This is a genomic window from Streptomyces sp. STAM6, from assembly GCF_054963715.1.
The window spans coordinates 66366-92579 of the sequence record NZ_JBUEFZ010000024.1; the positions used below are offsets into that span (position 1 = coordinate 66366).

General features: G+C 69.3%; 32 protein-coding genes. 26 read left to right on the forward strand and 6 right to left on the reverse strand.

Annotated features, from left to right (window positions below; all coding sequences use genetic code 11):
* Positions 1-7: 7 nt before the first annotated feature.
* Genes ACY34K_RS24565 through ACY34K_RS24585 form a run of 5 tightly spaced genes read left to right on the forward strand, consistent with a single transcriptional unit; the run spans position 8 to position 3475 of the window.
* Positions 8-652, forward strand: coding sequence for a hypothetical protein (locus tag ACY34K_RS24565; protein WP_462750707.1), 645 nt, complete (start codon positions 8-10; stop codon positions 650-652).
* A gap of 18 nt (positions 653-670) precedes the next feature.
* Positions 671-1633, forward strand: a complete 963-nt coding sequence (locus ACY34K_RS24570; RefSeq protein WP_462750709.1) for a phage major capsid protein — start codon at positions 671-673, stop codon at positions 1631-1633.
* A 56-nt stretch (positions 1634-1689) separates the two neighbouring features.
* Positions 1690-2670 carry a glycosyltransferase family 4 protein gene (locus tag ACY34K_RS24575; RefSeq protein ID WP_462750711.1) on the forward strand — a complete coding sequence of 327 codons (981 nt, stop codon included), beginning with the start codon at positions 1690-1692 and terminating at the stop codon, positions 2668-2670.
* Between the two features lie 10 nt (positions 2671-2680).
* Positions 2681-3097 carry a hypothetical protein gene (locus ACY34K_RS24580; RefSeq protein WP_462750713.1) on the forward strand — a complete coding sequence of 139 codons (417 nt, stop codon included), beginning with the start codon at positions 2681-2683 and terminating at the stop codon, positions 3095-3097.
* Positions 3098-3475 carry a hypothetical protein gene (locus tag ACY34K_RS24585; protein WP_462750715.1) on the forward strand — a complete coding sequence of 126 codons (378 nt, stop codon included), beginning with the start codon at positions 3098-3100 and terminating at the stop codon, positions 3473-3475. It begins immediately after the preceding gene.
* Here ACY34K_RS24585 and ACY34K_RS24590 read toward each other — a convergent pair.
* The gene (locus ACY34K_RS24590) at positions 3472-3792 is read right to left on the reverse strand and encodes a DUF4429 domain-containing protein (protein WP_462750717.1); all 321 of its coding nucleotides are present in this window, start codon (positions 3790-3792) and stop codon (positions 3472-3474) included. The genes ACY34K_RS24585 and ACY34K_RS24590 overlap by 4 nt on opposite strands.
* A 27-nt stretch (positions 3793-3819) precedes the next feature.
* On the opposite strand from ACY34K_RS24590, the gene ACY34K_RS24595 reads away from it, so the two are divergent.
* The 17 genes from ACY34K_RS24595 (at position 3820) to dcd (ending at position 20205) form a co-directional block, all read left to right on the forward strand.
* Positions 3820-4131: an HK97 gp10 family phage protein gene (locus tag ACY34K_RS24595; protein WP_462750719.1), complete on the forward strand. Its 312-nt coding sequence runs from the start codon at positions 3820-3822 to the stop codon at positions 4129-4131.
* Positions 4131-4529 (forward strand): phage tail termination protein, encoded by a 399-nt coding sequence (locus tag ACY34K_RS24600; protein WP_462750721.1) that lies wholly within the window; start codon positions 4131-4133, stop codon positions 4527-4529. Before ACY34K_RS24595 ends, ACY34K_RS24600 begins: the two co-directional genes overlap by 1 nt.
* A gap of 75 nt (positions 4530-4604) precedes the next feature.
* Positions 4605-5189, forward strand: a complete 585-nt coding sequence (locus ACY34K_RS24605) for a phage tail tube protein (RefSeq protein ID WP_462750723.1) — start codon at positions 4605-4607, stop codon at positions 5187-5189.
* A 93-nt stretch (positions 5190-5282) separates the two neighbouring features.
* Positions 5283-5828: a hypothetical protein gene (locus ACY34K_RS24610; protein WP_462750725.1), complete on the forward strand. Its 546-nt coding sequence runs from the start codon at positions 5283-5285 to the stop codon at positions 5826-5828.
* Between the two features lie 53 nt (positions 5829-5881).
* Entirely contained in the window at positions 5882-6232 is a 351-nt protein-coding gene (locus ACY34K_RS24615; protein ID WP_462750727.1) for a hypothetical protein, read from the forward strand.
* Positions 6233-6253: 21 nt separating this feature from the next.
* Complete coding sequence (locus ACY34K_RS24620) at positions 6254-10663, forward strand: hypothetical protein (RefSeq protein ID WP_462750729.1); 4410 nt, start codon at positions 6254-6256, stop codon at positions 10661-10663.
* A 22-nt stretch (positions 10664-10685) separates the two neighbouring features.
* Complete coding sequence (locus ACY34K_RS24625) at positions 10686-12896, forward strand: hypothetical protein (protein WP_462750731.1); 2211 nt, start codon at positions 10686-10688, stop codon at positions 12894-12896.
* Positions 12896-13987: a DUF5047 domain-containing protein gene (locus tag ACY34K_RS24630; protein WP_462750733.1), complete on the forward strand. Its 1092-nt coding sequence runs from the start codon at positions 12896-12898 to the stop codon at positions 13985-13987. Before ACY34K_RS24625 ends, ACY34K_RS24630 begins: the two co-directional genes overlap by 1 nt.
* Complete coding sequence (locus ACY34K_RS24635; protein ID WP_462750735.1) at positions 13984-14733, forward strand: hypothetical protein; 750 nt, start codon at positions 13984-13986, stop codon at positions 14731-14733. Before ACY34K_RS24630 ends, ACY34K_RS24635 begins: the two co-directional genes overlap by 4 nt.
* Positions 14733-15425, forward strand: a complete 693-nt coding sequence (locus ACY34K_RS24640; protein ID WP_462750737.1) for a hypothetical protein — start codon at positions 14733-14735, stop codon at positions 15423-15425. The genes ACY34K_RS24635 and ACY34K_RS24640 overlap by 1 nt, the downstream gene beginning before the upstream one ends.
* Positions 15426-15468: 43 nt before the next feature.
* Positions 15469-16902, forward strand: a complete 1434-nt coding sequence (locus ACY34K_RS24645; RefSeq protein WP_462750739.1) for a D-glucuronyl C5-epimerase family protein — start codon at positions 15469-15471, stop codon at positions 16900-16902.
* Between the two features lie 55 nt (positions 16903-16957).
* Positions 16958-17938 carry a peptidoglycan recognition protein family protein gene (locus ACY34K_RS24650; RefSeq protein ID WP_462750741.1) on the forward strand — a complete coding sequence of 327 codons (981 nt, stop codon included), beginning with the start codon at positions 16958-16960 and terminating at the stop codon, positions 17936-17938.
* The gene (locus tag ACY34K_RS24655) at positions 17935-18123 is read left to right on the forward strand and encodes a hypothetical protein (protein WP_462750743.1); all 189 of its coding nucleotides are present in this window, start codon (positions 17935-17937) and stop codon (positions 18121-18123) included. Before ACY34K_RS24650 ends, ACY34K_RS24655 begins: the two co-directional genes overlap by 4 nt.
* 22 nt (positions 18124-18145) lie before the next feature.
* Entirely contained in the window at positions 18146-18490 is a 345-nt protein-coding gene (locus tag ACY34K_RS24660) for a hypothetical protein (protein ID WP_462750745.1), read from the forward strand.
* Positions 18491-18925 (forward strand): hypothetical protein, encoded by a 435-nt coding sequence (locus ACY34K_RS24665; protein ID WP_462750747.1) that lies wholly within the window; start codon positions 18491-18493, stop codon positions 18923-18925. It abuts the gene before it with no gap.
* Complete coding sequence (locus tag ACY34K_RS24670) at positions 18915-19247, forward strand: hypothetical protein (protein ID WP_462750749.1); 333 nt, start codon at positions 18915-18917, stop codon at positions 19245-19247. The genes ACY34K_RS24665 and ACY34K_RS24670 overlap by 11 nt, the downstream gene beginning before the upstream one ends.
* A 379-nt stretch (positions 19248-19626) precedes the next feature.
* A complete protein-coding gene (gene dcd, locus ACY34K_RS24675; protein WP_462750751.1) occupies positions 19627-20205 on the forward strand; it encodes a dCTP deaminase in 579 nt (192 codons plus the stop codon).
* A gap of 55 nt (positions 20206-20260) precedes the next feature.
* Here the strand turns inward: dcd and ACY34K_RS24680 are convergent, their stop codons facing one another.
* Together ACY34K_RS24680 and ACY34K_RS24685 are read right to left on the reverse strand one after the other, a co-directional pair.
* Entirely contained in the window at positions 20261-20443 is a 183-nt protein-coding gene (locus ACY34K_RS24680; protein WP_462750753.1) for a hypothetical protein, read from the reverse strand.
* A 376-nt stretch (positions 20444-20819) separates the two neighbouring features.
* Entirely contained in the window at positions 20820-21254 is a 435-nt protein-coding gene (locus ACY34K_RS24685; protein ID WP_462750755.1) for a hypothetical protein, read from the reverse strand.
* 469 nt (positions 21255-21723) lie between these two features.
* Between ACY34K_RS24685 and ACY34K_RS24690 the strand changes: the two genes are divergently transcribed.
* Genes ACY34K_RS24690 through ACY34K_RS24700 form a run of 3 tightly spaced genes read left to right on the forward strand, consistent with a single transcriptional unit; the run spans position 21724 to position 24360 of the window.
* Positions 21724-22824 carry a tyrosine-type recombinase/integrase gene (locus tag ACY34K_RS24690; RefSeq protein WP_462750757.1) on the forward strand — a complete coding sequence of 367 codons (1101 nt, stop codon included), beginning with the start codon at positions 21724-21726 and terminating at the stop codon, positions 22822-22824.
* A gap of 22 nt (positions 22825-22846) precedes the next feature.
* Complete coding sequence (locus tag ACY34K_RS24695) at positions 22847-23218, forward strand: helix-turn-helix domain-containing protein (protein WP_462750759.1); 372 nt, start codon at positions 22847-22849, stop codon at positions 23216-23218.
* The gene (locus tag ACY34K_RS24700; RefSeq protein WP_462750761.1) at positions 23215-24360 is read left to right on the forward strand and encodes a helix-turn-helix domain-containing protein; all 1146 of its coding nucleotides are present in this window, start codon (positions 23215-23217) and stop codon (positions 24358-24360) included. Before ACY34K_RS24695 ends, ACY34K_RS24700 begins: the two co-directional genes overlap by 4 nt.
* Here the strand turns inward: ACY34K_RS24700 and ACY34K_RS24705 are convergent.
* From ACY34K_RS24705 to ACY34K_RS24715, 3 genes are all read right to left on the reverse strand, one after another.
* On the reverse strand, positions 24346-24549 hold the full coding sequence (locus tag ACY34K_RS24705; RefSeq protein WP_462750763.1) for a DUF6011 domain-containing protein: 204 nt from the start codon (positions 24547-24549) through the stop codon (positions 24346-24348). The genes ACY34K_RS24700 and ACY34K_RS24705 overlap by 15 nt on opposite strands.
* 132 nt (positions 24550-24681) lie before the next feature.
* Complete coding sequence (locus ACY34K_RS24710; protein ID WP_462750765.1) at positions 24682-24996, reverse strand: hypothetical protein; 315 nt, start codon at positions 24994-24996, stop codon at positions 24682-24684.
* Positions 24997-25003: 7 nt separating this feature from the next.
* A complete protein-coding gene (locus ACY34K_RS24715; RefSeq protein ID WP_462750766.1) occupies positions 25004-25360 on the reverse strand; it encodes a hypothetical protein in 357 nt (118 codons plus the stop codon).
* Between the two features lie 229 nt (positions 25361-25589).
* Here ACY34K_RS24715 and ACY34K_RS24720 point away from each other — a divergent pair, with 229 nt between their 5' ends.
* A complete protein-coding gene (locus ACY34K_RS24720; protein ID WP_462750768.1) occupies positions 25590-26162 on the forward strand; it encodes a hypothetical protein in 573 nt (190 codons plus the stop codon).
* Positions 26163-26214: the final 52 nt, after the last annotated feature.

The following is a 26214-nucleotide window of genomic DNA, read 5'->3' on the forward strand; positions in this document are numbered from 1 at the left end:
CACCGTCATGCCCGAAGAGACCGAGACCCACACCAGCGAGCACACCGACGCCGAGGAGACCACCACTGCCGTGGCGGCCGCCGAGGACGACGCCGGCACAGACGAGCCCACCGAGACCGAGGACGACGCCCAGGAGGCGCAGCCCGAGGCCACGGACGAGCCGTTCGACCCGAAGCGGTTCGAGGCGGAGCTTCGCAAGAAGAACAGCGAGGCCCAGAACCTCCGGCGCCGCCTGAAAGAGCTTGAGCCGCTGGCTCGGAAGGCCAAGGAGCTCGAGGACGCGCAGAAGTCGGAGGCCGAACGGCTCGCCGACCAGCTGCGTGCCGCCCAGGAGCAGATCGCGTCTACTCGCAAGCGCCTTGTCCGCAGCCAGGTGACGGGCCTGGCTGTCGGTTTCGCCGACCCGGAGGACGCGGTCGGCGCGCTGGACCTGGACTCCTACATCGACGACGAGGGCGAGATCGACGAGGCGGCCATCCAGGCAGACCTCACAGCCCTTCTCGAACGCAAGCCGCACTGGGCCAAGGCCCAGCCCCAGGAGGGCCCGCGGCGCCCCGCACCGGACCGCACTCAGGCATCCGGCGCCAAGCAGACACGGACCCTCACCCCGGAAGACGAGTTCTCGGGGTGGCTGAAAACGCAGCTGAAGTAGCTGCGGGAAGGACAACCCATGGCGGTCACCGCCCCCCTCAAGCTCAGCGACGTCAATGACGCGCTACTGCCCCGGACCATCACCGGCCCGATCTTCGAGAAGTCGGTGGAGCAGTCGGCCGTCATGTCGCTCGCGCAGCGCGCTCCGCTCGCGATCGACGCCAACACCTCCGTCCCGATCCCGATGGACGTGCCGACCGCCGACTGGGTCGGCTCGGCGCAGGCCAAGCCGCTGAGCTCCGGCTCGGTCGGTATCAAGACGATGCAGCCCCGCAAGATCGCTGTTCTCATCCCGGTCTCCGAAGAGGTCGCGATGACGAACGCGGGCGGTCTTTTCACCCAGCTGCAGCGGGACCTTCCGACCGCGTTCGCCCGGGCCTTCGACATGGCCGCCATCCACGGCAAGACGATGAAGGGCGCCGCCGGCCCCTTCTCGGACTACCTGGCGATGACGACCAACGCTGTCGCGCTCGGCACGGCCACCCAGGCGCAGGGCGGCGTGTGGGCGGACTTCGTCAACGGCATGGGCCAGGTCGTCGACCAGGACTGGGACTACACCGGCACCGTCGCCGACCACCGGCTCAAGCCGACCCTCCTGCTGGCCACCGACACCACCGGCCGGCCGATCCTCGTCGACACCACCCAGCCCGGCAACCAGATGGCGTCCGCCGGCACCCTGATCGGCGAGCCGCTTGCCTACTCGCGCAGCGTGTCGGGCAAGCAGCGCCGCCAGTCCACCTCCTCCGACACCGGTCTTCGGGCCATCGGCGGCGACTGGTCCCAGGCGGCGTACGGCGTCGGCATGGACATCACCGTCCGCATCAGCAAGGAAGCGACCTACATCGACGAGGAAGGCGGCGTCCACTCCGCGTTCCAGGAGAACCTGGTGCTGATCCTCGCCGAGGCGTTCTACGGCTACGTCCAGGGCGACGCCGAGGCCTTCGTGAAGTTCACCGGCACGCCGTCCGGGTCGGCTTCCTGATGGCGGGGGCTGTCCCGGCTTCCGCGCCGGGCGGGACGGCCACCCCGCTTCGTATCGTGGTCCGTGTCCACGCCATGCCGCCCGAGCACAACGCGGGGGCCGAGCACATGCTCGTCTCCATGCTGCGGCCCCTGGCAGAGCGTGGACACCACGTCTCGGTGTGGCTGTCGCGGTACGGCAAAGCCCGCGAGGACTACACCTACCGCGGTCTGCAGGTCGTGCCGCTCGAGGCACGCCTGGACTTCCCCACCGCGGTCCGCAGGGCCGACGTGCTCGTCTCCCACCTGGAGTGCGTGCCGTCGACAGCGGCGCTGGCCCGCGGCTACGGCAAGCCGGTCATCGTCGTTTGCCACAACACGCACGCCGCCACGTTCCGGAACGTGGCCGCCGGCGACACCGCGCTGGCGGTCTACAACTCCCAGTGGATGGCCCGTGAGGCGGAGCTGTTCTTCGCCGAGTACCCCAAGGGTGTCCGGCCGCGCAGTGAGCTGATTGTGCGGCCGCCGGTGTTCGCCGCCGAGTACGCCACCAAGCCGGGCAAGAAGATCACCCTGATCAACTGCAATCCGGAAAAGGGCGGGCACGTTCTCGAGCAGCTCGCCCGGCGGATGCCCGACGTCGAGTTCATGGCCGTCACCGGGGCCTACGGACAGCAGGTCCTGCCCGACCTGCCGAACGTCGAGATCGTCCAGCACGTCGACGGGCAGCAGATGCGGGAGCACGTCTACGGCCGTACCCGGATCCTGCTGATGCCGTCCTCCTACGAGTCGTGGGGCCGCGCCGGCGTCGAGGCCCTGGCGAGCGGCATTCCAGTGGTGGCTCACCCCACCCCGGGCCTGACCGAGTCCCTTGGCGAGGCCGGGATCTTCGTCGACCGGAACGACGTCGACGGCTATGAGGCCGTGCTGCGCAAGCTGCTGACGGCACCGGAGTACCGGCTTGCCGCCAAGCGGGCCAGAGCCCGCAGCGCTGAACTGAACCCGGCCGACGAACTGGCCGCGTGGTGCGACGCCGTGGAGGGCCTCACCGGCCGATAGGAGGTGCGCGATGGCGTTCCAGTCCCCGACCGCCGAGGACCTGGCTCTCTTCCTCGACCTTGAGGAGATCAACGGCGCCAGGGCCGACCTCCTCATCGCGAAGGCGATCGAGCTGTGCGAGACCGTCGTCAAGCCTCTTCCCGACGGCGCCGGCGCGGTCGTGCTGTCCGCCGCCGGAAGGGCCTACGTCAACCCCCAGTCCGTCTCCTACGAGACCATCGGCCCCATGTCGGTGCAGCGCCCCCAGGGATCCGGCGGCCTGTATCTGACCAAGGCCGACAAGGCTGCGCTGAAGTCCCTGGCCGGCAGAGGGGGAGCGTTCACCGTCGACCCCACGCCGGCGACAGCTGACCCGTCCCCGACGTATCCGGTCGACGCCGACTACGGCTACACCGAGGAGTACGAACCGGGCTGGGGGTGGCCGTAGATGCCGGCCCCCTACCCGTTCGGCGTCACCGTCCGCGTCCTGCGCACTGGCCCCTCACCGGGCCGGGACCCGCGCGGTCAGCCGCTGCCCGGGCCGGACGAGTCGTTCGACGTGCCCGGCTGCGTCGTCACTCCGCGCGAGTCCTCGCCCCAGGTGGGCGGCGACCAGCAGCAGGGCCGCGACACCGTCATCGTCGGCATCACCGTCTACGCGCCGCCCGGCACCGACATCCGCACCACCGATGAAATCCGGGTCAGCGAGGGCCGCTACCAGGGCGTGACCTTCAAGGTCACCGGCGAGCCCGGCGACTGGGGGAGGAACGTCTTCACTGGAACCAAAGGCCCCGTGCAGTTCGCGGCCGACCGCGTCAAGGGCTAACCGCGCGCCTGCTCCACGGCCGCCAGCAGCTGCTCGGCAGCCTCGTTGCTGCGGCGCGGGATGGACAGGCTGTGCGGGTCGCTCTGCGGCGGCCTGCCGCCGGCGACCAGCCCGGACTGCTCCCGGGCAGGCAGGCTCCCCGGCAACAGGAACTGCACATAGCCGTGGAACAGACGGCTCGCCGGTTTCATCCGCGTACCGGTCACGTCCGCTGCGCGCAGCCGGAACTCCTGCGGCCGCTGACCAGCAGCCTTCTTGGTGATGGTGATCCATTCGCCGTCGAAGCTGACGCTGCCCTGCACGCCTCGCACGTCCATACCGCCCCCAGTAGTGAAGAGGTGGTCATGATGCCCGCAAAGTTCAAGATGTCCAACCGGGGTGTCGGGCAACTGCTGCGCAGCGACATGGTCCTTGCGGAGATGATGCGCCGCGCCGAGATCATCAAGAACATCGCCGAGGCCATCGCCCCGGTCGACCGCGGCCAGTACAAGACCAGCTTCTACGTGCAACCCGTACGCCGCGGCGGGCGCCGCAAGGACCGCGCGGTCGCCATCGTCGGTAACCGCGCTCCGCACGCCGCGCACGTTGAGTACGGCACCGAAAAGGTCACCGCCCACCACGTCCTGCTGCGCGCAGCACAGGCGGGAGGACGCTGATGGCTGATGTCGGATCGGTCGACGTCGAGCTTGAGCTGATCGGCTGGACCCAGGCCCGTCTCGGCGCCGGAGTCGTCGTGCGCGACGAGCTCGACAACAACCTCCTTGAGGAGCTGCCCACGGTGCAGATCGAGGTCGTCGGCGGTGACGACGACGGCTTCCGCCTGGACCGGGCCCTGGTCGACCTCAACGTATACGCCGCGACCCGCGCCGCCGCTATCCAGCTCGCTGCCCAGGTCCACGGCCTGTACCTCGCCGACCTTCCCGGTTCGAAGACGACGAGCGCGGTGTTCGGCCGGGTCACCACGATCTCCCGGCCGGCGATCCGGCCGTACGAGAACACCGGCCTCCGCCGCGTCGGCGGCACCTACGCCATTCACAGTCACCCGGTCGCCTGACCGGACCCGAGGGTCCGCGCCAGCCCCTCAGTTCCCGCCCGAGCGCGGGCTCCCTTCCATGTCTGGAGAGACATCATGGTCAACATCACCCGCGCCGCCGACCTCACCATGGTCGGCGCCAATGGCGGGGCCTGGGTGGCGCCGGTGGGAACCGCCGCCCTCGCCGACCCGACCACCCAGCCGCTTTCCCCGTGGAAGGCCCTGGGTGCCATCTCCGAGGACGGCCTGACCAACGGCTGGGACGAAGAGTCGCAGCAGTTCACCCCCTGGGGGCTGACCAGCCCGTTCCGCACCCAGATCACCCAGTCCATCCGCACGTTCGGCCTCACGGTGTGGGAGACCTCCCGCCTGGCGGTCATGTCCCTGCACTACCGGCTCGACGAGTCGGAGTTCACCCCCACCGGCGGCATCACCCAGTACGCCGAGACGGCCAGCCCCGTCCCGGACCGCCGCGCGTTCTGGTTCCTCGTCGTCGACGGCGACAACTACCGCGGGTTCTACGTCCCCGAGGGCGAGATCAACGACCGCGGTGACGTCACCTACAAGCAGGACGAAATGTCTGGCTTCGAGTGGACGGTGACCACCTACCCGGACGCCGCCGGCAACACGGTCTACCACGTCGACAAGATCCCGACGACACCGTCCGACCCGCTGAGCTAACCCCTCCGAGCTGGATGGGCGGGTCACATCTGCTGGCGCGGGCCCGGCCCGCCCATCCTTCACCCCTCACACCCGCGCCGAAGGAGTCCGCGCATGCCGCCCGCAGTCAGCGGGCCGTGCTTCGACGACCTGCACGACCTGTGCTCCTGGCCCACCACGCCAGGAACCGCCCTGTTCCTGTACTGCTCATGCGAATGCCATCAGGAGGCCCGCGCCATGGCCGACAAGCCCCGCGCCACCACCCGCCGCACCACCACATCCCGCCCCGCGTCACGTAGCCCGCGTGACCTGGCTCCCGCTGTCCAGGAGCCGGACGACACCCTCGACGCTGATGCGGCCGAGGCCCAGGAGCTCGAGGCCGAGGGTCACTACGTGACCGCCGAGCTCGACGGCGAGGAGCTCCGCCTGGTCCCGCCCGGTGCTTGGCGCCAGTCCTGGCAGAAGGCACTGGCCAACGGCCAGTTCGACTATTTCGCCGAGCAGGTCATCCACCCCGACGACCTCGACCTCTACCAGGAGATCGACCCCACAAACGACCAGTTCGAGGAGTTCGTAGCCGAGGCGGCCCGCCGGTCCGGTGAGAGCCTGGGGAAATCGCGTGGACCCGCTCGGTCGTCCAGGCGCACCCGGAGGCGGTAGAAGCCGACCTCCTCGAGCGGGGATTCGATCTCCTCGACGTCTACCGCGGCGACATGACGTGGCGGCGGCTGCGGGTCATCATCCAGCACCTGCCGCCCGAGTCCCACACCATGACCGCGCTCCGCAACGCCATGAGCGCCGAGGACTTCGACAAGCAGGCCACCGCAGGCGAACCGTCGGAAGACCGCTGGTCCAAGCAGGAACAGCTCCTGGCCGGCATCTACGACGCGCTGCGGGACCTGCAATACATCACCGTCGTCGCCAATTCCGACGGCAAGGGCCGCAAACCCAAGCGGCCCGCACCCCTGCCCCGGCCCGGCGTCAGTAAGCCGAAACGCCGTGAGCCGATGTCGGAGCAGGCCGCGAACAAGCTGTTCGAGCTGATCAACGGAGGCGCGGCCTGACGCGCGAGAGGGGGTCCTCTCGTGGCGATCCAGGTCGGCTCCGTCGAGGTCGATGTCGTCCCCAACACCCGCGGCATCTACGCCCGGCTGCGCTCCGGTCTCGAGCCTGCCGCAACCCGGGCGGGCCGCGACGCGGGTGAGGCCGCAGGCCGGTCCTTCGGCCCCGCCATGCAGGGCCAGGTCGACGGCATCGGCCTGCAGATCGGGCAGCAGATCGGCCGGCAGATAGCCGCCCGCATCACCGCCGAGATCCGCAGCGCGATGCGCGACGGCATCACCCAGGGCGGCGGCCCAGCCCGTACCGCGGCCGCCCGCCAGGGACAGCAGAGCGGCTCCGCGTTCGCCCGCTCACTGCGCACCCAGCTCCAGGCCGCGCTGCAGGCGCTGCCCGAGGTACGTCTGCACGCGAACTCCACCGATGCCCAGCGGGAGATCTACCAGATCCGCTCCCAGCTGATGGCCATCCAGGACGCCCGGATCGGCATCGACATCTCGTCCGCCGACGCGGTCGCCGCCCTGTCACACATCGAGGCCAGGCTCGCCGCCCTGTCGGCGTCCGACGCTGACGTCGCCATCCGGGTAGATGCGGCCGCAGCCGCGACCCAGCTCGCCGCGATCCAGGCCCAGGTCAACCGCCTGGACGGCGACACCGCCCGCGTGGACGTCGACACCTCCGGCGCACTGGGCGCCGTCCTCCAGCTCGGCGTCGCAATCGCCGGCCTCGCGGCGATCCCCGCAGTGCCGGTCCTGGCCGCAGGGATCGGCGCCATCGCCTCTGCCGGTGTGGCGGCCGCGGCCGGTGTCGGCGCGATCGCCGCCGTCGCGGCCCCGGCATTCGTCGGTATCGCCGGCGCGCTGCAGGCACAGAAGGCCGCCCAGGACGCGGCGACGGCATCGACCCTGAAGGGCGGCCAGGCCGCGTCCCAGGGAGCGTCCCGCGCCCTGCAACTTGCCGGCGCCCAGCAGGCCCTCTCCACCGCAGAGCGGAACGGGGCCCGGCAGGTCGCCCAGGCCCAGCAGCAAGTCCGCCAGGCCAGGGTCGCGGCCGCCGACGCGGTCGTCCAGGCCGGGCAGCGCAACGCCGCCGCAGCCCGCGCCATCGAGGACGCAGAGCGGTCCCTGGCCCGATCCCAGCAGGACGCCAAGCGCGCACAAGAAGACCTCACCCTCGCCCGCCGCCAGGCGGCCCTCGAGCTGGAGGATCTGAACACCCGTCTGGCTGGGGCCGAGCTCTCCCAGCGGGACGCCGCCCTCGGGGTGCAGGAAGCGCAGGCCGAGCTCAACGCTGTACGCGCTAAGGGATCCAAGGCGACCCAGCTCGACATCGACCGGGCCCAGCTCGCCTACGACCAGGCCGTCCAGCGCCTGAAGGAGCAGACGACCGAGACGACCCGCCTGAAGGCGGAGACGGAGGCCGCGAACAAGGCCGGCGTCGAGGGGTCGAACACGGTGCGCTCCGCGCAGGACCGCCTGGCGCAGGCGCAGGAGCAGGTCGCCGACCGGTCCCGCGCCGTACGCGATGCGCAGGAAGAGGCGGCCCGTACGCAGGTCGAGACGGCCCGCCAGATCGCGCAGGCCCAGGAGCGGGTCGGGGAGGCCACCGCGAACGTCGCGGTCGCTCAGCAGTCCGCCGCCGACGCGGTTGCCTCCGCGCAGCGGCAGATCGCCTCCGCGTCGCTGTCAGCGGCCGGGGGCGTCGATCAGGCTGCGATAGCGCAGGGCAAGTACCAAGCCGCCCTCGCCAAACTCAGCCCAGCGGCCCGCGGCACGTTCAACGCGTTCCAGTCGCTGCGCACCGCGTTCACCGCCTGGTCCACGTCGCTGCAACCGGCTGTGATGCCGATCTTCACCCGGGCGCTTAACGGCATCAAGAACAGTCTGCCTGGCCTGACCCCGTTTGTGCTGGCCGCCGCCAAGGCGATCGGGGAGCTTCAGGACCGCGTCTCCCGAGGCTTCAAGTCCCCGTGGTGGATCCAGTTCCGCACCGAACTCGCAGGCGCCGTGTACCCGGCGATCATCGGTCTCGGTGTCAGCTTCGGCAGGATCTTCAAGGGCATGGCGGGAATCGTCGATGCCTTCCTGCCGCACATGCAGTCCATCTCCACTCGCATGCAGGAGATCACCGGCCGCTTCGCGAACTGGGGCACCAGCCTCAAGGGCTCTGAGCGGTTCGAGCGGTTCCTGTCGTACTCCTCGCAGCAGGGCCCGATCCTGGCGAAAACCCTCGGCGACATCGGCAACGCCTTCTACCAGATCGCCCGCGCGGCGGCCCCGCTCTCGGGGCCGGTGCTGAGCGCGCTCGGCGCGGTGTTCTCGGCGATCGCGTCGATCGCGGAGACCTTGCCGTGGCTGATCCAGCTGTTCTACGCCGCCTGGATCGCGACGAAGCTGTGGACGCTCGGGATGATCGTGTTCAACGCTGTCATGGCCGCGAACCCGATCACCCTGATCATCATCGGGATTGTGGCGCTGGTCGCCGCCGTGGTGTACGCCTACCAGCGGTTCGGCTGGTTCCGCGACCTGGTGCAGACCGTGTGGGGTGCGATCCAGACCGCCGCCATGTGGGCCTGGACCAACGTCTTGCAGCCGGTGTTCTCCGGGATCTGGACCGCGCTGCAGACCGTCGGTCGCTGGGCCATGTGGCTGTGGTCCAACGTGCTTTCCCCCGTCTTCTCTTTCATAGAGACGGCGGCTCGAATTCTACTGACGGTGGTCGTGGTCGCCGTCCTCCTCCCGATCATCGCAGCCATAAAAATTCTGGGCGCAATAGCGTCATGGCTTTGGGATGTCGCCATAGGTCCCGCATTTCGCGCAATAGCCGCAACTGCGATCTGGCTGTGGCGAAGCGTATTTTCCCCCGTGTTCTCCTTCATAGGAGACAAGGCCGAGTGGCTCTGGTCCAACGCGATCCGCCCTAGCTTCGAACTGCTCAAGCAAGGCCTGCAGTTCGTCGGCGACAAGGCGAAATGGCTCTGGGAAAAGATCCTTTCGCCGGTCTTCTCGTGGATCGGCGACAAGGGGAAGTGGCTCTGGGATCACGCGCTCCGGCCTGCGTTCGACCAGGTAAAGAAGGGTATCGACAAGGTCGGCGAGTCCTTCGAAGACGCGAAGAACTTCATCTCCCTGGCCTGGTCTCAAGTCCAGGAAATCGCGAAGAAGCCCGTCCGGTTCATCATCGACAAGATCTACAACGCCGGGATCGTCCCGACCTGGAACCTGGTCGCGGGTGCGTTCGGCGCCCCGAAGATCGAGCGCATGGAGACCAAGGGCTGGGCCACTGGTGGTGTCCTGCCCGGCTACAGCCCCGGCAAGGACATCCACAAGTTCGTCTCCCCGACCGGTGGCGGCCTCGAGCTGTCCGGCGGCGAGGCCATCATGCGGCCGGAGTTCACCCGCGCGGTCGGCGCCGGATTCGTCAACACCATGAACAAGATCGCCACCACGAGGGGAGCGGACGGCGTCAAGGCCGCCCTCGCCCCCGCGATGGGCGGCAACCCCGCCACACCCGTCCAGCGGTTCGCGTCCGGCGGCATCTTCGGCTGGATCGGCAAGACCGTCGCCGGCGTGGGCTCCAAGGCGTGGGAGACGGCGAAGAAGGGGGCCTCCTGGATCAGCGACACCCTCGAGTCCTCCGCCCGAGCCGGCCTGAACAACGTGGTCGACCCGCTGCTGAAGGTCTTCCCCGGCGCCGAGACCAACTTCGGCAAGATGATCCGCCGCATCCCGCACCGCATCCTCGACGCGATCTTCGGCTACACCAAGGAGGCCGACAAGCGAGGCGGCGGCGGGTTCGGCGGCCCGCGCATCCAGGCCGCCCTGAAGTGGGCCAAGACACAGCACGGCCTGCCGTACCAGTGGGGCGGCAACGGAAACCCCTCCTGGGACTGCAGCGGGTTCATGAGCGCCATCGAGAGCGTCATCAGGGGCCAGAAGCCGCACAGGAGGTGGTCGACGCACGCGTTCAACGGGGGGACGCCTCCCGGTTGGGTGAGGAACGGCAACAGCCCGTTCCGAGTCGGTATCACCCACGCCGGTGTGGGCCACACCGCCGGCACCATCGGCAAGACGAAGGTCGAGTCTCGCGGCGGGGACGGCGTGGTCGTCGGCCCCCGGGCCCGCGGCTACAACGACGAGCTGTTCACCTCCTGGTACGGCTTCCAGCCGGGCAAGTACGACTCGGGCGGCTACCTCCAGCCCGGCCTGAACCTGGCCTACAACGGCACCGGAAGGCCAGAGCCGGTCTTCACCACCCAGCAGGCCAACGCCCTGGTCTCCAAGGCGGCAGTCCCGTCCGGCCTGCAGCCCGGTGACGAGGTCTGGTTCGTCGTCGACGGCGAACGCTTCTCCGCCTACGTCGACCGCAGGGCAGACCAGCGCGTGGACACCACGCTCAGGCCGATAGCGAGAGCGATCTCCGGCAAGAGGGGGTGACACGGTGGCGATCCCCGGGAACATGTTGTCGGCGACAACCGAGTCGGTCGACCCGAACACCAGCGGATGGACAGCGAAGCTCAACTGCGCTATCTCGCTGGGTACCGGCGGCCGCAACGGCGACGGCACGCTGCGCCTGACCAGCACAGCCGCGGGCGAGATGCAGGCCCGCACCGTCGCCTCCTACCCGGTGGTGGCGCTGCAGGAATACCAGGCACTGGCAGACGCCAGCGGTGCCACCGTCCCCGAGCGGATCGGTATCCGCTGGATGGCAGGGACCACGGAGATCTCTATCTCCTGGTCCCTGACCACCCTGACCGCATCCGCTACCTGGCACCGGATCGCTGTCGCGGCCTTCGCGCCCGCGACAGCGACCCACGCACAGGTCGTGGTCTCGTCGATGACCCCCGCGGCAGGCGGTGTCGTCCACAATTTCGAGAACGTCTACTTCGGCTATCCCCTCAGGACGACAGGGAACCTGCTGTCGTCGAACACCGAGACCGTCGAGCGGGACCTGACCGGCTGGGCAGTGGAGGCCAACTGCACCCTCTCCCGCCAAGTGCCGATGGTGCAGTGGAACGTCGACTACTACCTCGGCGGCGCGCACACCGCCGCCCTGACGGTGACCGCGGGCGGCAACGCCTCCATCATCAGCACCGAGAAGCCAGCGGCGACCGCGGGGGTGGAGTACCTGGCGTACTGCTACCTCAGCCCGCCGACCGCCGGCAGCACCGTGTGGGTGGAGCTGCGGTTCTACAACTCCTCCGACGTGCAGCTCCAGGCCACCCGCGCCAACCTCGCCGCCCCCGGAACCGGCGTGTACCGGCAGCGGGTCAGCGACGTCGCCCCCGCGGGCACCGCCTACGCGCGCCTGGCGGCGGGCATCACCGCCGGCACAGCAGCGCAGGTGGTGCGCGTCGACGGCGCCGTCATCATGGTCGCGCCGAAAATGCGCGAGGGCAGCGTCGTCCCCTACTCCCAGGGGTCATTCGAGAAAGACACCGGATCCTGGACCGTCGTTTCCGGCGCGGCGACCCTCGCCCGTCTGACGCCGTGGGGCACGGACGCCCTGGACGGCTCCTACGCCATGCTGATCACCTCGGCGACCGCCACGACCAGCGTCGTCCGCTCCACGCGGTTCCCGCTCGGGACGGCGGACGGGCTGTCGTTCACGGCCGAGTTCGGCATGCGGGTCATGAGCGGCGGTTTCACCCTGACCCGGACCCTGCGCTGGTACGACGCCGCCAACAACGACATCGGGACCTTCTCGTCGACGCCGGCGGCGATCCCGTCGCCGAACTGGTGGCTGTTGACCGTCGCCGGCACCGCCCCCGCGGGCGCCACTCAGGCGGCGGTGGAATGGACCCTCGCCGCCACAGCCGCCCCCTCCACTCTGAGGGTCGACAAGGTCTCCCTGTGGGAGTCCCTGCCGCTCACCGAGATCACCACCAGCGACGAAGAGGCGTATGTCACCCTGACGCTGCGCGAGCTGACCGTGGACTCCACGATCACCGTGTGGCGGGTCGACCAGCAGGGCCAGCGAACCCTCGTCCGCGGCGTCAACGGCCTCATCAGCGGCGAGACCGTCACCTCCGACGTCCTGGTCGTCGAGGACTACGAAGCGCCGCTCGGTGTGCCGGTCTACTACTACGCCGAGGCTAAGGACAGCTCCGGTGTCACCATAGCCACCCGCACCAGCGCGACCGTGACCCTGGCCGCCGGCGACCCCAACTACGCCTGGCTGAAAGACCCGGGCAATCCTCTGCGTAACCGCCGGGTGATCGTCGCCAAGGGCCCGGACTGGCAGCGGCCGATTCACCAGGCAGAGCACCGTATCCGCGGCCGTAAGCGGCCGGTCATCCTTTCCGACGTGCGCGGAAGCCTCGAAGGCGATCTGACGATCTTCACCTTGTCCGATGACGAGCGCGAGGCCATGCATTTCCTGCTGGACTCCGGAAGCAGCCTGCTGTGGCAGGCCGCCCCCGGGCACGGCGTCAGCGACATGTACGTCGCCGTCGGCCAGATCACCGAAGCCCGCGGCGGGGGCGTCGCGACCGAGCAGCTGCGCACCTGGACGCTGCCGCTCAAGGAGGTCGACATGCCGACCACCGTGGGCGTTGCCTCCTCGGCCGGCCGCACCGGCTACGACGTCCTCGCGGAGAACGCCACCGGCTACGAGGTCCTCGAGCGCTACGCCACCGGTGAGGATTTGCTGTTCGGCCGGAGGAGCTGATGTACCCCAACCTCTCCGAGAGGTTCCTGCCGTCGCTGGTGGAGTCTCATACCCCGGTCGCCACCGCGGACCTGTTCCGCACCGACGGCCGGGTCGAGGCCCTCACCGACATCGTCGGCGGGAGCGTGCAGGTCGACCGCGGCCAGCAGTGCCGCCGTACCTGCACCCTCACCCTCCCCGACCCGACACTGATCCCCCGCACCCCCACAGACAGCCTGTCGGTGTACGGGGCGCGGCTGCGTATCTCCCGCGGCATCGAGGTCGGCACGTACCGGGAGCTCGTGCCCGTCGGGGTGTTCCGGGTCGACTCCATCGAGGGCGACATCGACGACGGCCCGGTCACCGTCACCGGTAAAAGCCTCGAATGCGTGATCGCTGACGACAAATTCACCGCCCCCTACCGGGCCTCCGGGACCGCCGTGGCCGCTATCACCGCCCTGATCCAGCGGTCGATACCCGACGCGGCTGTCATCTCCACCGCCGCCGACGCGGCGATCGGCCCGCGCACCTGGGACATCGAGGCCGACCCCTGGGCGGCGGTCACCGAGCTGGCGGCCGCGATCGGCGCCGAGTGCTACACCGACGCCGACGGCGTCTTCCGGATCGCCGAGCTCCCCGACCTGCTGTCCACGCCGCCCGTGTGGACCGTCTCCGTCGGCGAGGGCGGCTCCTACATCTCCGCCGCCCGCGGCATGACCTCCGAGAACGTCTACAACGCGGTTCTCGCACGGGGTGAGAACACCGAGTCGGGCACCGCCCCGGTCTCCTCCCTCGTCGTCGACGGCGACCCCGGATCCCCCACGTACTGGTCCGGGCCGTTCGGCCGGCGGCCGATGTTCTACAGCAGCAGCACCCTGATCACGACCGGCCAGTGCACGGCTGCCGCCACCCTCAAGCTCCGCGCGGCCCAGGCCCCGAACGCGACCGCCAACCTCGTGAGCATGGCCAACCCGGCCCTCGAGCCGGGCGACGTCATCCGCGTCGTCTACATGGACGGCTCCGCCGAGCTCCACCAGGTCGCTGCCTTCCCGATCGACCTGGTCGGCGGCGAGATGGCCATTCAGACCATTTCGGCGAAGGAGGGCACGTGAACACCTCCTCCCAGAACACCTCCACTCTGCCGCTCAGCGAGGTCATGGCCGCCGCTGTACGCGACCAGGCCAGGAGCGCGGGATCGGAGTCGCCGGCAGTTCGCGGCAGCGACTGGCGCCTGGCCGTGGTGTCGGTCGTCGGCACGGACGGCACCATCACCACCGCCGACGGCATCGTCGCCCGCCGCCTGGAAACATACGTATCCCCGGCAGTCAGCGACCTCATCGTCATCACCCAGTCCGGCTCCGGCCAGTGGCTAGCGTGGGGCCGAGGATCCACCGGAGGATTCGCCGTCGGCGAGGTCGTCGGCGTACGGAAGTCCGTCTCCACCTCCCGCGCCTCCACCACCACGATCACCGCCGACCCCCACCTGGCGATCACCGTGGTCCCCGGCACCTACCTCGTCGACTCGCTGATCATGTACGACGCGGACACAGCCGCCGACCTCAAGCTCGGCTGGACCGCGCCGGCCTCCACCACGGGCGCCTGGTGGCCCTGCGGAAGCGACTCCGGCAACATCACGCTGGCCGCCACCGCCAGATGGGGCGCGACCTCCGACTTCACCACGACCACGCTCCCGGTGGCCGGTGTCGGCTCGGGAACCATCGTGGCCTGCCGCCCGACCGGAACCGCCGTCGTCACCGCCAGCGGCACCCTCTCCCTGGCCTGGGCGCAGCAGGCGAGCTCCGCTACCCCCACCGTCGTGCGCGGTCAGTCCTGGCTGCAGCTGAGGAGGATCGCCTGATGGCCACCGACGCCTACGGCCAGTCCGTCACCGTCTACCAGAACAGCGAAGCGCCGAACCTCGAGGCCCTCGCCACGAACCTGGCGACCGGCATCATCCCCCGCAGCGTGATGCGGTTCGCGTCCGCCTCCGCCCGGGCCGCCACCCTCACCAGCCCGGTCGAGGGCATGGTCACCTGGCTGCAGGACGTCAACCGCCTCTACGTCTACGACGGCTCCACCTGGCAGGAGATCCCCTACAACTCCCGCCAGTTCGCCTACAAGACTGCGAACACCTCCCGCGCCTCGACCACGACCGCCACCGCAGACCCGCACCTGACGGTCACCCTCGAAGCGAACACCACCTACACGCTCAGCGGGCTCCTCGTCTACGACGGCGCCGACACAGCCGACCTGAAATTCGGCTTCACCGCCCCGGCCGGCACTACCGGCAGCTGGTGGCCCGGCGCCGCCGACAGCTCGATGAACGCTCTCGCCTTCAGCCCCCGCTGGGGCGCCATCACCGACGTGACCACCACCGTCATGGCCGTCGGCGCACAGGGCGCGGGCACGATCATCGCAGCTCACCCGACCGGCCTGGTCATCACCGCCGGCACACCAGGCACTTTCGCCCTGGTCTGGGCTCAGAACTCCTCGAGCGCCACGGCGACGATCCTGCGCACCCACTCGTGGCTGAAGCTCGAACGCATGTAGCCCGCGCCCTCACCCGCAGCCCCGGACCGTCGGGGCGTTTTTCATGTCCGGAGACCTTATGATCCGCGCCGGTTACCGGCTCGTCACCGATCTGCCCGACCACATGCGGCCCTGGCGTGACAGGCCCGTCGCATGGGAGAACGTCTCCCCATCCACGGGCGCCTACCGGCTGAACACCGCAGGTGAGTACCTGTACTACCCCGACGGCGGCACGGCCGGCTACGACCACCCTGTCGGGCAGGCCCAATTCGGGCTGGGCTGCATCACCAGCTACCGCACCGAGACCGACCCGGCCCGCCGAGCCCTGTTCCTGACCAGGGCCAAGGCGCAGGCGGACCGGCTCATCGACCGGCACGTCGAGGCCCGCGGAGCCTGGTGGTTCCCCTACGGTTTCGACTTCGCGCACTCTGTCCACTCCGGCGTCGACTACACCGCACCCTGGTACTCCGGCATGGCCCAGGGCGAGGCCATCAGTCTGTTCGTGCAGCTCGCCGGTCTGGACGAGGTGTGCGCCGAGGACCGCGCCCGCTACATGGCCGCTGCCGACGGAGCTCTTGCGTCGCTGCAGGTGCTGGACGACGGCTACCCCTGGTGCGTCAATGTCGACGGCGCCGGCTACCTGTGGATCCAGGAGTACCCCGGCGCACAGCCTGGGGCTGGGGACTACACCTACAACGGCATGGTTTTCGCCATGTTCGGGGCGTACGACTACTACTGCGCGACCGGAAGCCAGGCGGCGGCGGACCTGTACGACGCGTGCGCCACGACGCTCGCCCAGTATTTCCCTCTTCTGCGGAACGCGCGCTGGCACTCGTACTACTGCCAGACGCACCGGATCCCCGCCCCGACCTACCACCAGCACCACATCAACCTGCTGCTCCAGATGCACTGGCAGACCGGATCCCCGGACTTTGCCGAGTGCGTGGACCGGCTCGTCGACGACTTCCCCGCGCCGGGCGTGTCCGGCACGGTCGCGTTCGAAGCAGGCAGCCACGTGCTGTGCCGGTTCGACACCGCAGCCTCAGGCGCGTGGGTGTCGTCGAAGGCGGACGCGCTGCTGGAGTCGAGGACCGTGTCGTTCACGCAGGACACGGCCGCCCCGGCGTCGATGCGGCGCCGGATCCAGGGCCGAGGGGTCTACTACCTGATCTCGGCCGGGGCCTATGCCGGCTGGTGGGTGGGCGAGAACTGGGCCAAGTCGTTCCTGCGCGGGACGCATCTGACCGCTGCCTACCGGCCGACGCGCACAGTCACCTTCCCCGGCGGCAGCGTGCCCGTTCAGGCGTTCAAGGTCGCCCCTGACGGCACCGTTACCAGCGTGAAGACGGTGAGCTTCGTGAGCCCGTCGAACGCTCCCTGCGACCGCCGGGCGATCGTCAACGGCAGGCCGTGCTTCCAGATCACCGCTGGCGGCCTCACCGGCTACTGGGTACCGGCCGCCTCCGTCACCGTCGACTCCGCACCCGCCGTGGGCTGAGCCGCACCACCACCCACCGCCCCGCCAACCGGGGCCACTCACGCCTGGAGCCCCCATGGCCTGGTGCCCGTTCGCCACCAAAATGGAACTGCAGCCCGAATCCGACAGCCAGCCCGCGATCCGGCCAACACAGTTCATCCTCCACAGCATCGCCGCCCCCTGGACCGCGCGCCGCATGTACGAGTACTGGCGCGACAGCACCAACTTGGACAGTCATTTCGGGCTCGGCTTCGAGGGCGACCTCGCCCAGTACATCGGGACCGAGACTCGCGCTGACGCCAACTACCAGGCGAACCGGCGCCCCGACGGAACCGGCGCCGTGTCCATCGAGACGGCGTCCAACCTCCAGCACACCGACCCGTGGACAGATGCGCAGGTCGAGTCCCTGATCCGGCTGGGGGTGTGGCTGCACCAGAAGCACGGCATCCCGCTGCAGGTCTGCCGCACCGCGTCCGATCCCGGCTTCGGCTACCACCGGCTCCACTCCGCATGGGCCGTCTCCGGTACCGCTTGCCCCGGCGACGCCCGCGTCCGTCAGTTCCACCAGGTCGTCTTCCCCGCCATCGTCGCCCGCGCCTCCGGCCAGGGGACCGACCCGAGCACCGACCCTCAGCCCACGCCCGCCCCTGCGGAGGACTCCATGGACTACACGTCGCTCGCCTGCACCAAGCCCGTCCCGATTAAGGCCGGTACGCGGACCAAGGTGTTCTGGGACGCCGAGTACCAGGACGGGGCCGACGATCACGCCCCGTTCGGCAAGGTCATCCTGTCCGGCAACCACTACACCGGCACCGCCAGCCTGGCATTCAGCGGGGCTCTCCCCGACGGCGTGGTCGCCCGGATGGTGCAGGAGTTCACCGGCGGCACCTCTGGCGAACCGGCGAGCGAGCTCAAGGCCGGGGTCCGCCTGGACAGCGTCTCCGTCACCGGGCGCGTCCCCGCCGACCGGGCCCTGACGTTCGAGGTCGAGAACGGGTCCGACCAGGACATCACCCTCACCTGGGCGGGGCTCCGGCTCGCAACCTGGGCGCTGTGAGCGCCAAGCGGGCAGCCGTCGCCCACTACAGCCTCGCCGGCGTGTGGGCACTGATGATCGTCCCCACTCTCCTGTGGTGGTCGGAGAGCGTCCTTTGGGTGGCCTCGATGTCGCTATACGCGAATTTCGTCGGCCACCTCAGCGCAGCCAAGGCCTCCCGGGCCGAGGAAGAAGCCGAGAAGTAACCCTCGGAGAAACGAGAACCCCATGAAGATCTTCGGCCGTGAACCGGCCCTCGTCATCGCCGCGGTCAGCGCGTGTCTGTCGCTGATCGTGTCGTTCAATTTCGGCTTGTCCGCCGAGCAGGCCGGCGCCATCGTCGCCGTCGTGTCCGCGGTCTTCGCTGCGGCCACCGCTGCGGTGACCAGGCCGATCGCGCCCAGCGCGTTCACCGGTCTCGTCGCCGCCGGTGTCGCGCTGCTCGCCGCCTACGGCCTTGAGGTCTCCGCCGAAACCGTAGGCGCCCTCAACGCGGTCGTCCTCGCGGTCCTCGGTCTCATCACCCGCGGCCAGGTCTCGCCTTCCGGCAGCCGCACCCTGTCTGGGGTGTAGGTGCGATGCAAGCGGCTGCGGCGGCTGAGACGACAGCTCGGCCGCCGCGGCGCCATCCTCTCCTGCTACGGCCTCGTCTGGATCCTCTACGGATTCGCGCAGATCACCACGCCACAGCCTGACCAGCGCGGCCTCCACATCCTCCTGAAGGTCATGCCGCTCGAAGGGTGGGGATGGGCATGGATCGTCGCCGGCCTCGTAGCCGTCGTCTGCGCGTGGGCCCCGCCAGGCCGTGACGCCGCGGCGTTCCTCCTGCTGCCGCTCATCGTCGTGCCATGGATGAGTTCCTACCTCATCACCTGGCTCCTCGGCGACTACCCCCGCGGCTGGGTCGCGGCAGCCGTCTGGGCGGTCATCACCGTCCCCGTGCTAGTGGTCGCGGGGTGGCCCGAGCCGCCCCGCTGCAAGAAGGCGGAACCCCCCTATGAGTGCTGAGACCTGGGCATCGATCGGCGTTTCGGTAGCGACCGGCCTCTGCGGAGTGTGGGCGGCACGCGCCGCCCGGCGCACTCCGAAGCAGGAACGCCGCGACGATTTCACCCTCATCCGGGACAGCCTGAACGATCGCATCGGCAAGCTCGAGCGGGACGCCGCCACCCAGCAGGAGCAGATCACCGGTCAGGGCGTGGCCATCAGCTGGCTCGTCTCTGACCGGCACAGCCTCGTCGGGTATATCCGCAGGTCAGGGCTGGAACCTCCTGCGGCCCGGCCGATCCCGGCGCGCGCCAGGCCGTACCTCGAGCACATCGACATGTGAGAACTGGAGTGCGAATGGGTGACGTTCCTGCCGAGCGCCGGGCAACTCGCCGTCTGGATCCCGGCTCTGCGGACCTGGACACCCAGGTCGAACTCGGCTGGCAGGAGCCTCCTCCAGAACCGCCTGCCGAGGACCAGACGCCGGGGGATCCTCCGGATGCTGCGTAGCCATGGGCCTGCCTCTCGCCTCCGGGCGGGCGGCAGGCCCCTTCTTTGCGTCCACCCAACGCTCTTGTCCTACAGGAATTCACACTAAATAAGTTGATCTTGCTCACGCTGGATCGCTCCGCCCCCACCCTCACCGTGTTCCCCTGCGGGTCCGTGCTCCCTGACCAAGCAGCGGGGGCAGCAACAAGAACTAGGCGACTTACGTTTGCCTCGTGCTGCTCTCCGATACCGACATACGCGCCGCCGTCTCCACGGGTCGACTGGCTCTGTCGCCGTGGGATCCGGACATGGTTCAGCCGGCCAGTGTCGACGTGCGTCTGGACCGGTTCTTCCGGGTGTTCGAGAACCACAAGTACGCGTGCATCGATCCTGCGGAGGATCAGTCCGACATGACGCGGCTGGTGGAGGTGCCCGAGGGCGAGGCATTCGTGCTGCACCCAGGAGAGTTCGTGCTGGCCTCGACCCTGGAGCGGGTGACGCTGGCGGACGATCTGGCCTCCCGCCTGGAGGGCAAGTCGAGCCTCGGCCGGCTGGGCCTGGTGACGCATGCGACGGCGGGGTTCATCGACCCGGGGTTCTCCGGGCACGTCACGCTGGAGCTGTCGAACGTCGCGACGCTTCCAATCAAGCTGTGGCCAGGCATGAGGGTCGGGCAGCTGTGCCTGTTCGCCTTGTCGTCGCCGGCAGCGGCGCCGTACGGATCGCCCAGCCTCGGCTCCCGGTACCAGGGGCAGCGGGGGCCGACGGCATCCCGGTCTCACCGTGCCTTCAGCAGGACGTTCTCCTTGTAGTAGACGAGGCCCGCCACCATGGGGGTGACGGGCCGGTCCGTGGATCTTTGTGCCGTCAGAAGTGGTTTTCGACCCAGAGGACGAGGAGGCTGACGGCGCCGCTGCCCAGGCCGTATGCGACGCCGCGCATCAGGTCGACGTGGACACGGTGTCCACGCTTTGGCAGCCATTTCCGCAGGTAGCGGCCTGCGCGGGCAGGTCGGCTGTCCACGCAACCGCTGTCCTTGTTACTCTGCATCCGGTGTTTCCTTCCGTTTCATAGCGTGTCGGATCACCGCGCAGGGAGCCCTCCCGACCGAGGCCTAGGAACCGGTGTCGGGGTAGCAGGGCTCCTTTTGCGTGCTGGTCAGTTTACGTGCCCTGACTGCCAACTCCGGTGTCCGTACCACTACCTGTGGTGCGATGGTAGGAGCCAGCGCCCAGCAGCAGCCCTTACATGGGCAAGGATGCCTACGTATGAGCACACGTTGGCCACGCATCAGAACAGTCTGAGCACGCGTGTGATCTGGGACACACCGAATGCTAGAGACCGGGTCCGGGAAGACCTTCTCGATCTGACGAGCTGCTGAGATACCGAAGCCCCGCACGGAGGCGGGGCCGGGACTGATGGCGGACTAGAAGTACGGGTCGCGGCGCGGGCACCTCTCGTGATGCTCGTCCGCGATGTAGGTGGTCGAGCTGACCTGGGCGCCGCAGTAGGGGCAGCCGTCATTGAGGACCATAGCCTTGATGTCGGCCTTGTCCTTGCTGGTGCTCGTGGCGACGTCCAGGTCGGTCACGGTGTCGCGGACGGCGAAGACGTAGCCGATATTCAGGACCACGTAGCGGTGTTGAACGGCCTCCTCCTCGATGTCCGCCTCGATGCCGATGGCGACCAGGCCGGCGTCGGTGATGACCCACCCGTGGCCGTGCTCCCAGCGGATCAGCCCCATGCGGTTGAGGGTGTCGCGGGTGCGGGTTGACCGGTAGAAGCCGACGGTTTGACCGGCGTGCAGGTTGCGCAGCGCTTCGGCCTGGACCTTGCTGGGGGTAGTGGAGGTGATGGTCATTGCTTTCTCCCCTGCTCACGGGTGGCTTGCCACCTCTAATATGGCACACCCCTTTGACGGGTGGCAAGCCACCTGAGAAGATTCCGGCATGGCGAACCAGCACAAGTACAAGCAGCGAGTCATCCGCGGAGTCCCGGACGAGGAAGTGGAAGCTTTCGACGAGGCGGCACAGAGCGCCGGCGGGGACCGGTCAGCCGTCACGCGCCAACTGTGGGCCTGGTTCTCGGGACAACCTGGAGCGGAACTTCCCGAACGGCCCGCAACGCAGAGCCGCCCCGCCTGACTGTCCGAGCCGTGCGGCAGGATAAGCGCGGCGCGACGTCCTCGGCCCGGCGTCCTCGGCCCGGTGAGAGCTCGCGCTTAGGATCGTTCTGGGGGATACGCATAACCAGGACTTAAGCGCGAGCATTTAGACTCGGATCATGGCGAAGACGACGAGCCGCACCGGCCGGCACCTGAGTGACCAGACGTGAGCACCGGCCTTGAGCCCAGAGCGGGCAACACGGTCGACCGCTCCGTGGAGCAGCAGCTCCTTCACCTGCGAGACGTCCTCGGCCAGGTCGCGCCGCGCGACCCCCGCACCCGCCGTCTCGGACCGCGCCGGTGGCGCCTTGAGCTCCTCGCCGAGCTGTGCACCCCGGAGACGTTCCGGCACATCGTGTCGTGGCTGTCGTCCACCCTGATCACCTCCGCGGGCGCGAAACGGGACTACGCCGACGACATCCGCCACTGGGCCGTCTTTCTCCAACACGAGGAAGGGCTTGCCCAGTTCGCCCTGGAAGACGTCACCCCGTTCGCCGTACGTGCCTACCGAGAACGTGAAGAAGACCGCCGCAGCGCACCGCGCACCATCAAACGGCGCATGGACTCGCTGTCCTCCCTGTTCAACTTCACCGCCTGGGCCAACCCCGACCGCGACCTGCGCAACCCGGTCACCAAATTCGACAAGCCCAAGGTCGACCCCAACGACCACACCACCGCCACCCCCGTCCTGGAAGTGCCCGAGTTCCAGGCTGTCGTGGAGGCGGCCGCCACGCCCCGCGAAGCCGTCGTGCCCGTCCTCATCTACACGCTCGCCGGCCGGGTCTCCGAGTGCTGCACCGCAAGCCTGCACAACCTGCAGCAGGAAGGCGGGCAGCGAAAGCTGGACCTGCGCCGCAAGGGCGGCAAAGGACGGGTATTCACCCTCCCGCCGCGCCTGTGCGAGCTCCTGGACGTCGCCATCGCCAGCCGCACCACGGGGCCGCTACTGCTGGACGACCAGGACCGGCCCATGGACCGCCACGCCATCGACTACCTGCTGACCCGGCTTGGACGACAGGCCGGCGTACTGCCCGGCCGGGACCTCACCCCACATGTGCTGCGCGCCTCCAAGCTGACCCACATGCACGACGAAGGCGTCCCCCTGGAGGACATCCGCCAGTTCGCCGACCACGCCCACGTCCAGACGACCCTGCGCTACATTCGCCAGCGCGACGACGAAGCGCTGAAAGCCAAGCACGCCGCAGCCGCGGTGAAGGTCTACGACCACCTCGTCGACCGCTTCACCACCGTGAGGAGTAGCCCGTGACAAACCTATGCGGAGTCGTCCTGTGAGTACGGCCCAGGGTGGCGGCGAGTTCGTGGTGTGGCTGCGTGCTGCGGCGCGGTCGGCGGGATTCGACGTGCAGGGGACCCGTGGGAGCTCGGCGCGGCTGGCTGAGGCTGCGGGTGTGTCGGAGTCGGTGATGTCGCGGCTACTGAACGGCGGGGCTGTGCCCGGGCCTGTGACGCTGAAGCGGCTGGCCCCGGTACTGGGGGTCAGTGAGGTGGAGTTGTTCACGATCGCCTACGGGCTTGATGACCGTCGGGTGCCGGCTTCTGCGGACGTGAGCGTGGACGCGGCCCTGACATCCTGGGGGATTACGGACATGGGTGACCGTGTGCTGCTGTCGTCGCTGGTGGAGAGGCTGAGGCGCAGGTGAGCGGCCGTCAGTACAGCGCTTCCTCGGTGCGGCAGCTCGCGGCGGTGGTGGAGCGTATCGCCCCCAGGGACAAGGCGCGGTGGGAGGCACGGGAGCCGGTACCGGGCGCGGGCGGGGTGCCGGTGCGGGTGTCTCGGCAGCGGGCGGACCAGCTGTGGGCGCTGGTCGGCATGTTCGACCGCGCAGTTGGGCGGGAGGAGATGCCGGCCCGGGCTGTGAGGACTGCTGCGCAGTTGTTCACGTGGGCGGCGCTGCGTCCGTTCTGGGATCTGGTGGCGGCGGGTGAGCTGCGCTGGCGGGTGCAGGATGTCGGGAGGCCGTTGCCGCTGGCGTCGCTGCGGATCGTGCGGGACTGCCTGGCGATGCTGGCCCGGGTGGTGGTGCCCGGGCGTCGGGTGGCGCTGCCTGTGCTGGAGCAGCCGGAGCTGAAGGACACGGTGGACGACCGGTCACGCGCGGCATTGTTCCGGGGGCTGGCGGACCTGGCGGCGCAGGGGCCTTTGGAGGGTGGTGGGCTGGGGCTGTCGGCGCAGGACCGGGCCCGGGTCTTGGCGATGGTGGCGGTCGTGCTGGATTCGGGGGCCAGGTCGGGGGAGCTCGCGGCGCTGCGGATGAGCGATGTGGCCGTGGGGGAGGCTGCGGTGGGGATCCGGCGCAGGCAGCAGAAGGCGCCGCCGAACCGGGTGGAGGAGATCGCGGCACTGGCCCAGGTACACCCGGGCCGCGTGACCGAGGTGCTACTGGGGCGGCTGGATCAGGTGTCGGAGGCGACCCGGCAGCGGGTCCTTGCGGCGATCCGGGAGCTTCCGCCGGCGCCGGAGGTGGAGTGGTATCCGCTGCGGGAGGGGTCGCGGGTCGCGCTGCGCCGCTGGCTTGAGGTCCGTGAGCAGGTGGTGGGGGCGCTGCCGGTGGAGGGCGGCCGGTCGGCTTTGTGGGTGACGCTGCATCCGTCGAAGCGGGGCCCGGCGGGGATCACGATCCAGGCTGGGGGGCTGCGGAACGCGTATACGCGGGGGATTGTGGCGCTGAATGCGGTGATGGCGGGGGCGTATGGGTGGTCTCCGCTGCCGACGACGATGGAGCAGCTGCGCCGGGCGGTGGACGCGGTGCCGCTGGCGGAGCCGCCGTCAGGTGCCGGGTAGCGGATCCTGCTCCACCTCGTGCGGGGCGGCCGGTGCTGGCCGGCGGTTCGGGTCGCAGTCCGGCCCATACCCGGCGAGGCGTGATTCGGGGCTGGTGAGTTCACGGTGGCAGCGTCGGCAGTAGCGGTGGCGGTAGCCGGTTATGGGGTCGTCGACGAGGGTGGGCTGGGTGGCGGGGTGTCGGGCCATGGGTCCAGTGTCCGCTTCCTAGTGCGGGTCTTGTGGTGTCGCGGGTTGGGCGGCTACGCTGCGCGTGCGCGACTCGTGTGACTGATCAAAGGCCACCACCCGGCAGGGGCGGTGGCCTTCGTCGTTACCGGGTCAGCGGCTGACCAGCAGGTACAGCTTGCGGGACCGAGGGCCTCGGCGAGTGACTGTGTACCCCGCGTTCTGCAGGGTCTTGGCGTAGGCGTTGACCATGCGGTGCCGGGCGGCGGCCAGCTCGTCGTTGCTGGGGCGGTCGGGGTCGAGCAGGTCGGGTTGCACGGTGGTGTGCGAGATCCTCGCTTTCCCGTCAGGCCCGTTGGTGACGGTGAATCCGGCGGCGATGGGGCGTCCGTACTCGTTGCAGGTAACCGGCCGGTGACTACGGCTGAGGATTTGCACGACGTCGGTGAGCGTCGGGGCGGTCGTCATGGGGCTCCTATGCGGCGAGTGCGTGGGCTGCCCGCTCGAAGCAGTGGGCGGCGGTCGGGTCCTTGGGGCGGTAGGTGGCAAGGCGCGTGGCGAAGGCTGCCTGGTCGTAGAGCTTTACGGCCACGGTTTTGCGGGTGCGTCCCTTCAGCTTGACGGTGGTGTTGGCGGTTGTCGTGGCTGCTGCGCCGCGGGAGAAGGCGGGGGCGTAACGCTTGGCGGTGGTGTTGTCGATGCCGGCGGCGACGAGGTGGGTGCGGGCGGTCTGGGGGGTGGTGGTGGCGACGGCTTTGCGGGCTCGTCGGGTGGCGCGCTGCTCGCGGATGCGGTTGCGGAGTGCCTGGCGCTTGAGGTGCTTGTTCGTCATGGGTGCCCCCGCTGGTTCGTGGTGTGTCTCCCACACTAGCCAAGATGTATTGCGTGCGCAATATGAACGGGGGTATGGTGTTCTCACTACCCCCCACCGGACCACCACCGGCGGACACACCCAATTGCGTACGCATCACACGAAGGAGGAGACTGGCGTGGCCAACGCCCGCACGCGCCCGCCGAACCGACCCAGGAACGAGCGGCGCTCCCCGAGAGGACACCGCCCCGTGCCCCGCAAGGACAGCTCGCTCCGAACCCGCCTGACCGAGGCTGCCACCCAGCTCCGTACCGACGGACACACCCGCCTCGCCGAAGCGGTCGACGAAGTCCTCGCCCCGAACGGCTGGGGCAAGCTCCGCCGGACCGACCCCATCGCCACGGAAAACCTGCCCGCCAACATGCCCCTGCGCATGCCCGACACCATCCGCACGGCCATCAAGGAACGCGCCGCCGGCCGACGCCTGGCCGACGACGCCAACGAAGCCCTGACGGCATTCATCGCCGGCGACTTCGAGCCGGTGCAGCCGGGCCGCGGCGGGAACTGGGTCAAGGGACTGCCCCCGCAGACCGGCATGGTCAACCTCAACGTCCGGCCCGACGAGGACCTCAAGCGGCAGGCGGACCTGCTGTGCGGGCCGGACCACCGGGAGGAGTGGGGCTGGGACATGCGTTCCTCCCACGTCGTCCTCGGCTGGCTGATGCACAAGTACGGCCTCCTGCCCGCCGTGCAGGCCCCGGCCGGCCGGCCGTTCGGCTTCGGGCTGCCCGAGGCGCAGCGCAAGGCGCTGAAGCTGAAGTAACCCCGCGGGCCGGCGGTGCGGGGCTGGACGCCGACAACCACCCCGCCCGCCA

Bases quoted from the DNA above. Each gene is read 5' to 3' on its own strand.
- ACY34K_RS24565 (WP_462750707.1), top strand. From the start codon at position 8: ATGCCCGAAGAGACCGAGACCCACACCAGCGAGCACACCGACGCCGAG.
- ACY34K_RS24570 (WP_462750709.1), top strand. From the start codon at position 671: ATGGCGGTCACCGCCCCCCTCAAGCTCAGCGACGTCAATGACGCGCTA.
- ACY34K_RS24580 (WP_462750713.1), top strand. From the start codon at position 2,681: ATGGCGTTCCAGTCCCCGACCGCCGAGGACCTGGCTCTCTTCCTCGAC.
- ACY34K_RS24585 (WP_462750715.1), top strand. From the start codon at position 3,098: ATGCCGGCCCCCTACCCGTTCGGCGTCACCGTCCGCGTCCTGCGCACT.
- ACY34K_RS24590 (WP_462750717.1), bottom strand. From the start codon at position 3,792: ATGGACGTGCGAGGCGTGCAGGGCAGCGTCAGCTTCGACGGCGAATGG.
- ACY34K_RS24595 (WP_462750719.1), top strand. From the start codon at position 3,820: ATGATGCCCGCAAAGTTCAAGATGTCCAACCGGGGTGTCGGGCAACTG.
- ACY34K_RS24600 (WP_462750721.1), top strand. From the start codon at position 4,131: ATGGCTGATGTCGGATCGGTCGACGTCGAGCTTGAGCTGATCGGCTGG.
- ACY34K_RS24605 (WP_462750723.1), top strand. From the start codon at position 4,605: ATGGTCAACATCACCCGCGCCGCCGACCTCACCATGGTCGGCGCCAAT.
- ACY34K_RS24610 (WP_462750725.1), top strand. From the start codon at position 5,283: ATGCCGCCCGCAGTCAGCGGGCCGTGCTTCGACGACCTGCACGACCTG.
- ACY34K_RS24615 (WP_462750727.1), top strand. From the start codon at position 5,882: ATGACGTGGCGGCGGCTGCGGGTCATCATCCAGCACCTGCCGCCCGAG.
- ACY34K_RS24625 (WP_462750731.1), top strand. From the start codon at position 10,686: ATGTTGTCGGCGACAACCGAGTCGGTCGACCCGAACACCAGCGGATGG.
- ACY34K_RS24630 (WP_462750733.1), top strand. From the start codon at position 12,896: ATGTACCCCAACCTCTCCGAGAGGTTCCTGCCGTCGCTGGTGGAGTCT.
- ACY34K_RS24640 (WP_462750737.1), top strand. From the start codon at position 14,733: ATGGCCACCGACGCCTACGGCCAGTCCGTCACCGTCTACCAGAACAGC.
- ACY34K_RS24645 (WP_462750739.1), top strand. From the start codon at position 15,469: ATGTCCGGAGACCTTATGATCCGCGCCGGTTACCGGCTCGTCACCGAT.
- ACY34K_RS24650 (WP_462750741.1), top strand. From the start codon at position 16,958: ATGGCCTGGTGCCCGTTCGCCACCAAAATGGAACTGCAGCCCGAATCC.
- ACY34K_RS24660 (WP_462750745.1), top strand. From the start codon at position 18,146: ATGAAGATCTTCGGCCGTGAACCGGCCCTCGTCATCGCCGCGGTCAGC.
- ACY34K_RS24670 (WP_462750749.1), top strand. From the start codon at position 18,915: ATGAGTGCTGAGACCTGGGCATCGATCGGCGTTTCGGTAGCGACCGGC.
- ACY34K_RS24680 (WP_462750753.1), bottom strand. From the start codon at position 20,443: ATGCAGAGTAACAAGGACAGCGGTTGCGTGGACAGCCGACCTGCCCGC.
- ACY34K_RS24685 (WP_462750755.1), bottom strand. From the start codon at position 21,254: ATGACCATCACCTCCACTACCCCCAGCAAGGTCCAGGCCGAAGCGCTG.
- ACY34K_RS24705 (WP_462750763.1), bottom strand. From the start codon at position 24,549: ATGGCCCGACACCCCGCCACCCAGCCCACCCTCGTCGACGACCCCATA.
- ACY34K_RS24710 (WP_462750765.1), bottom strand. From the start codon at position 24,996: ATGACGACCGCCCCGACGCTCACCGACGTCGTGCAAATCCTCAGCCGT.
- ACY34K_RS24715 (WP_462750766.1), bottom strand. From the start codon at position 25,360: ATGACGAACAAGCACCTCAAGCGCCAGGCACTCCGCAACCGCATCCGC.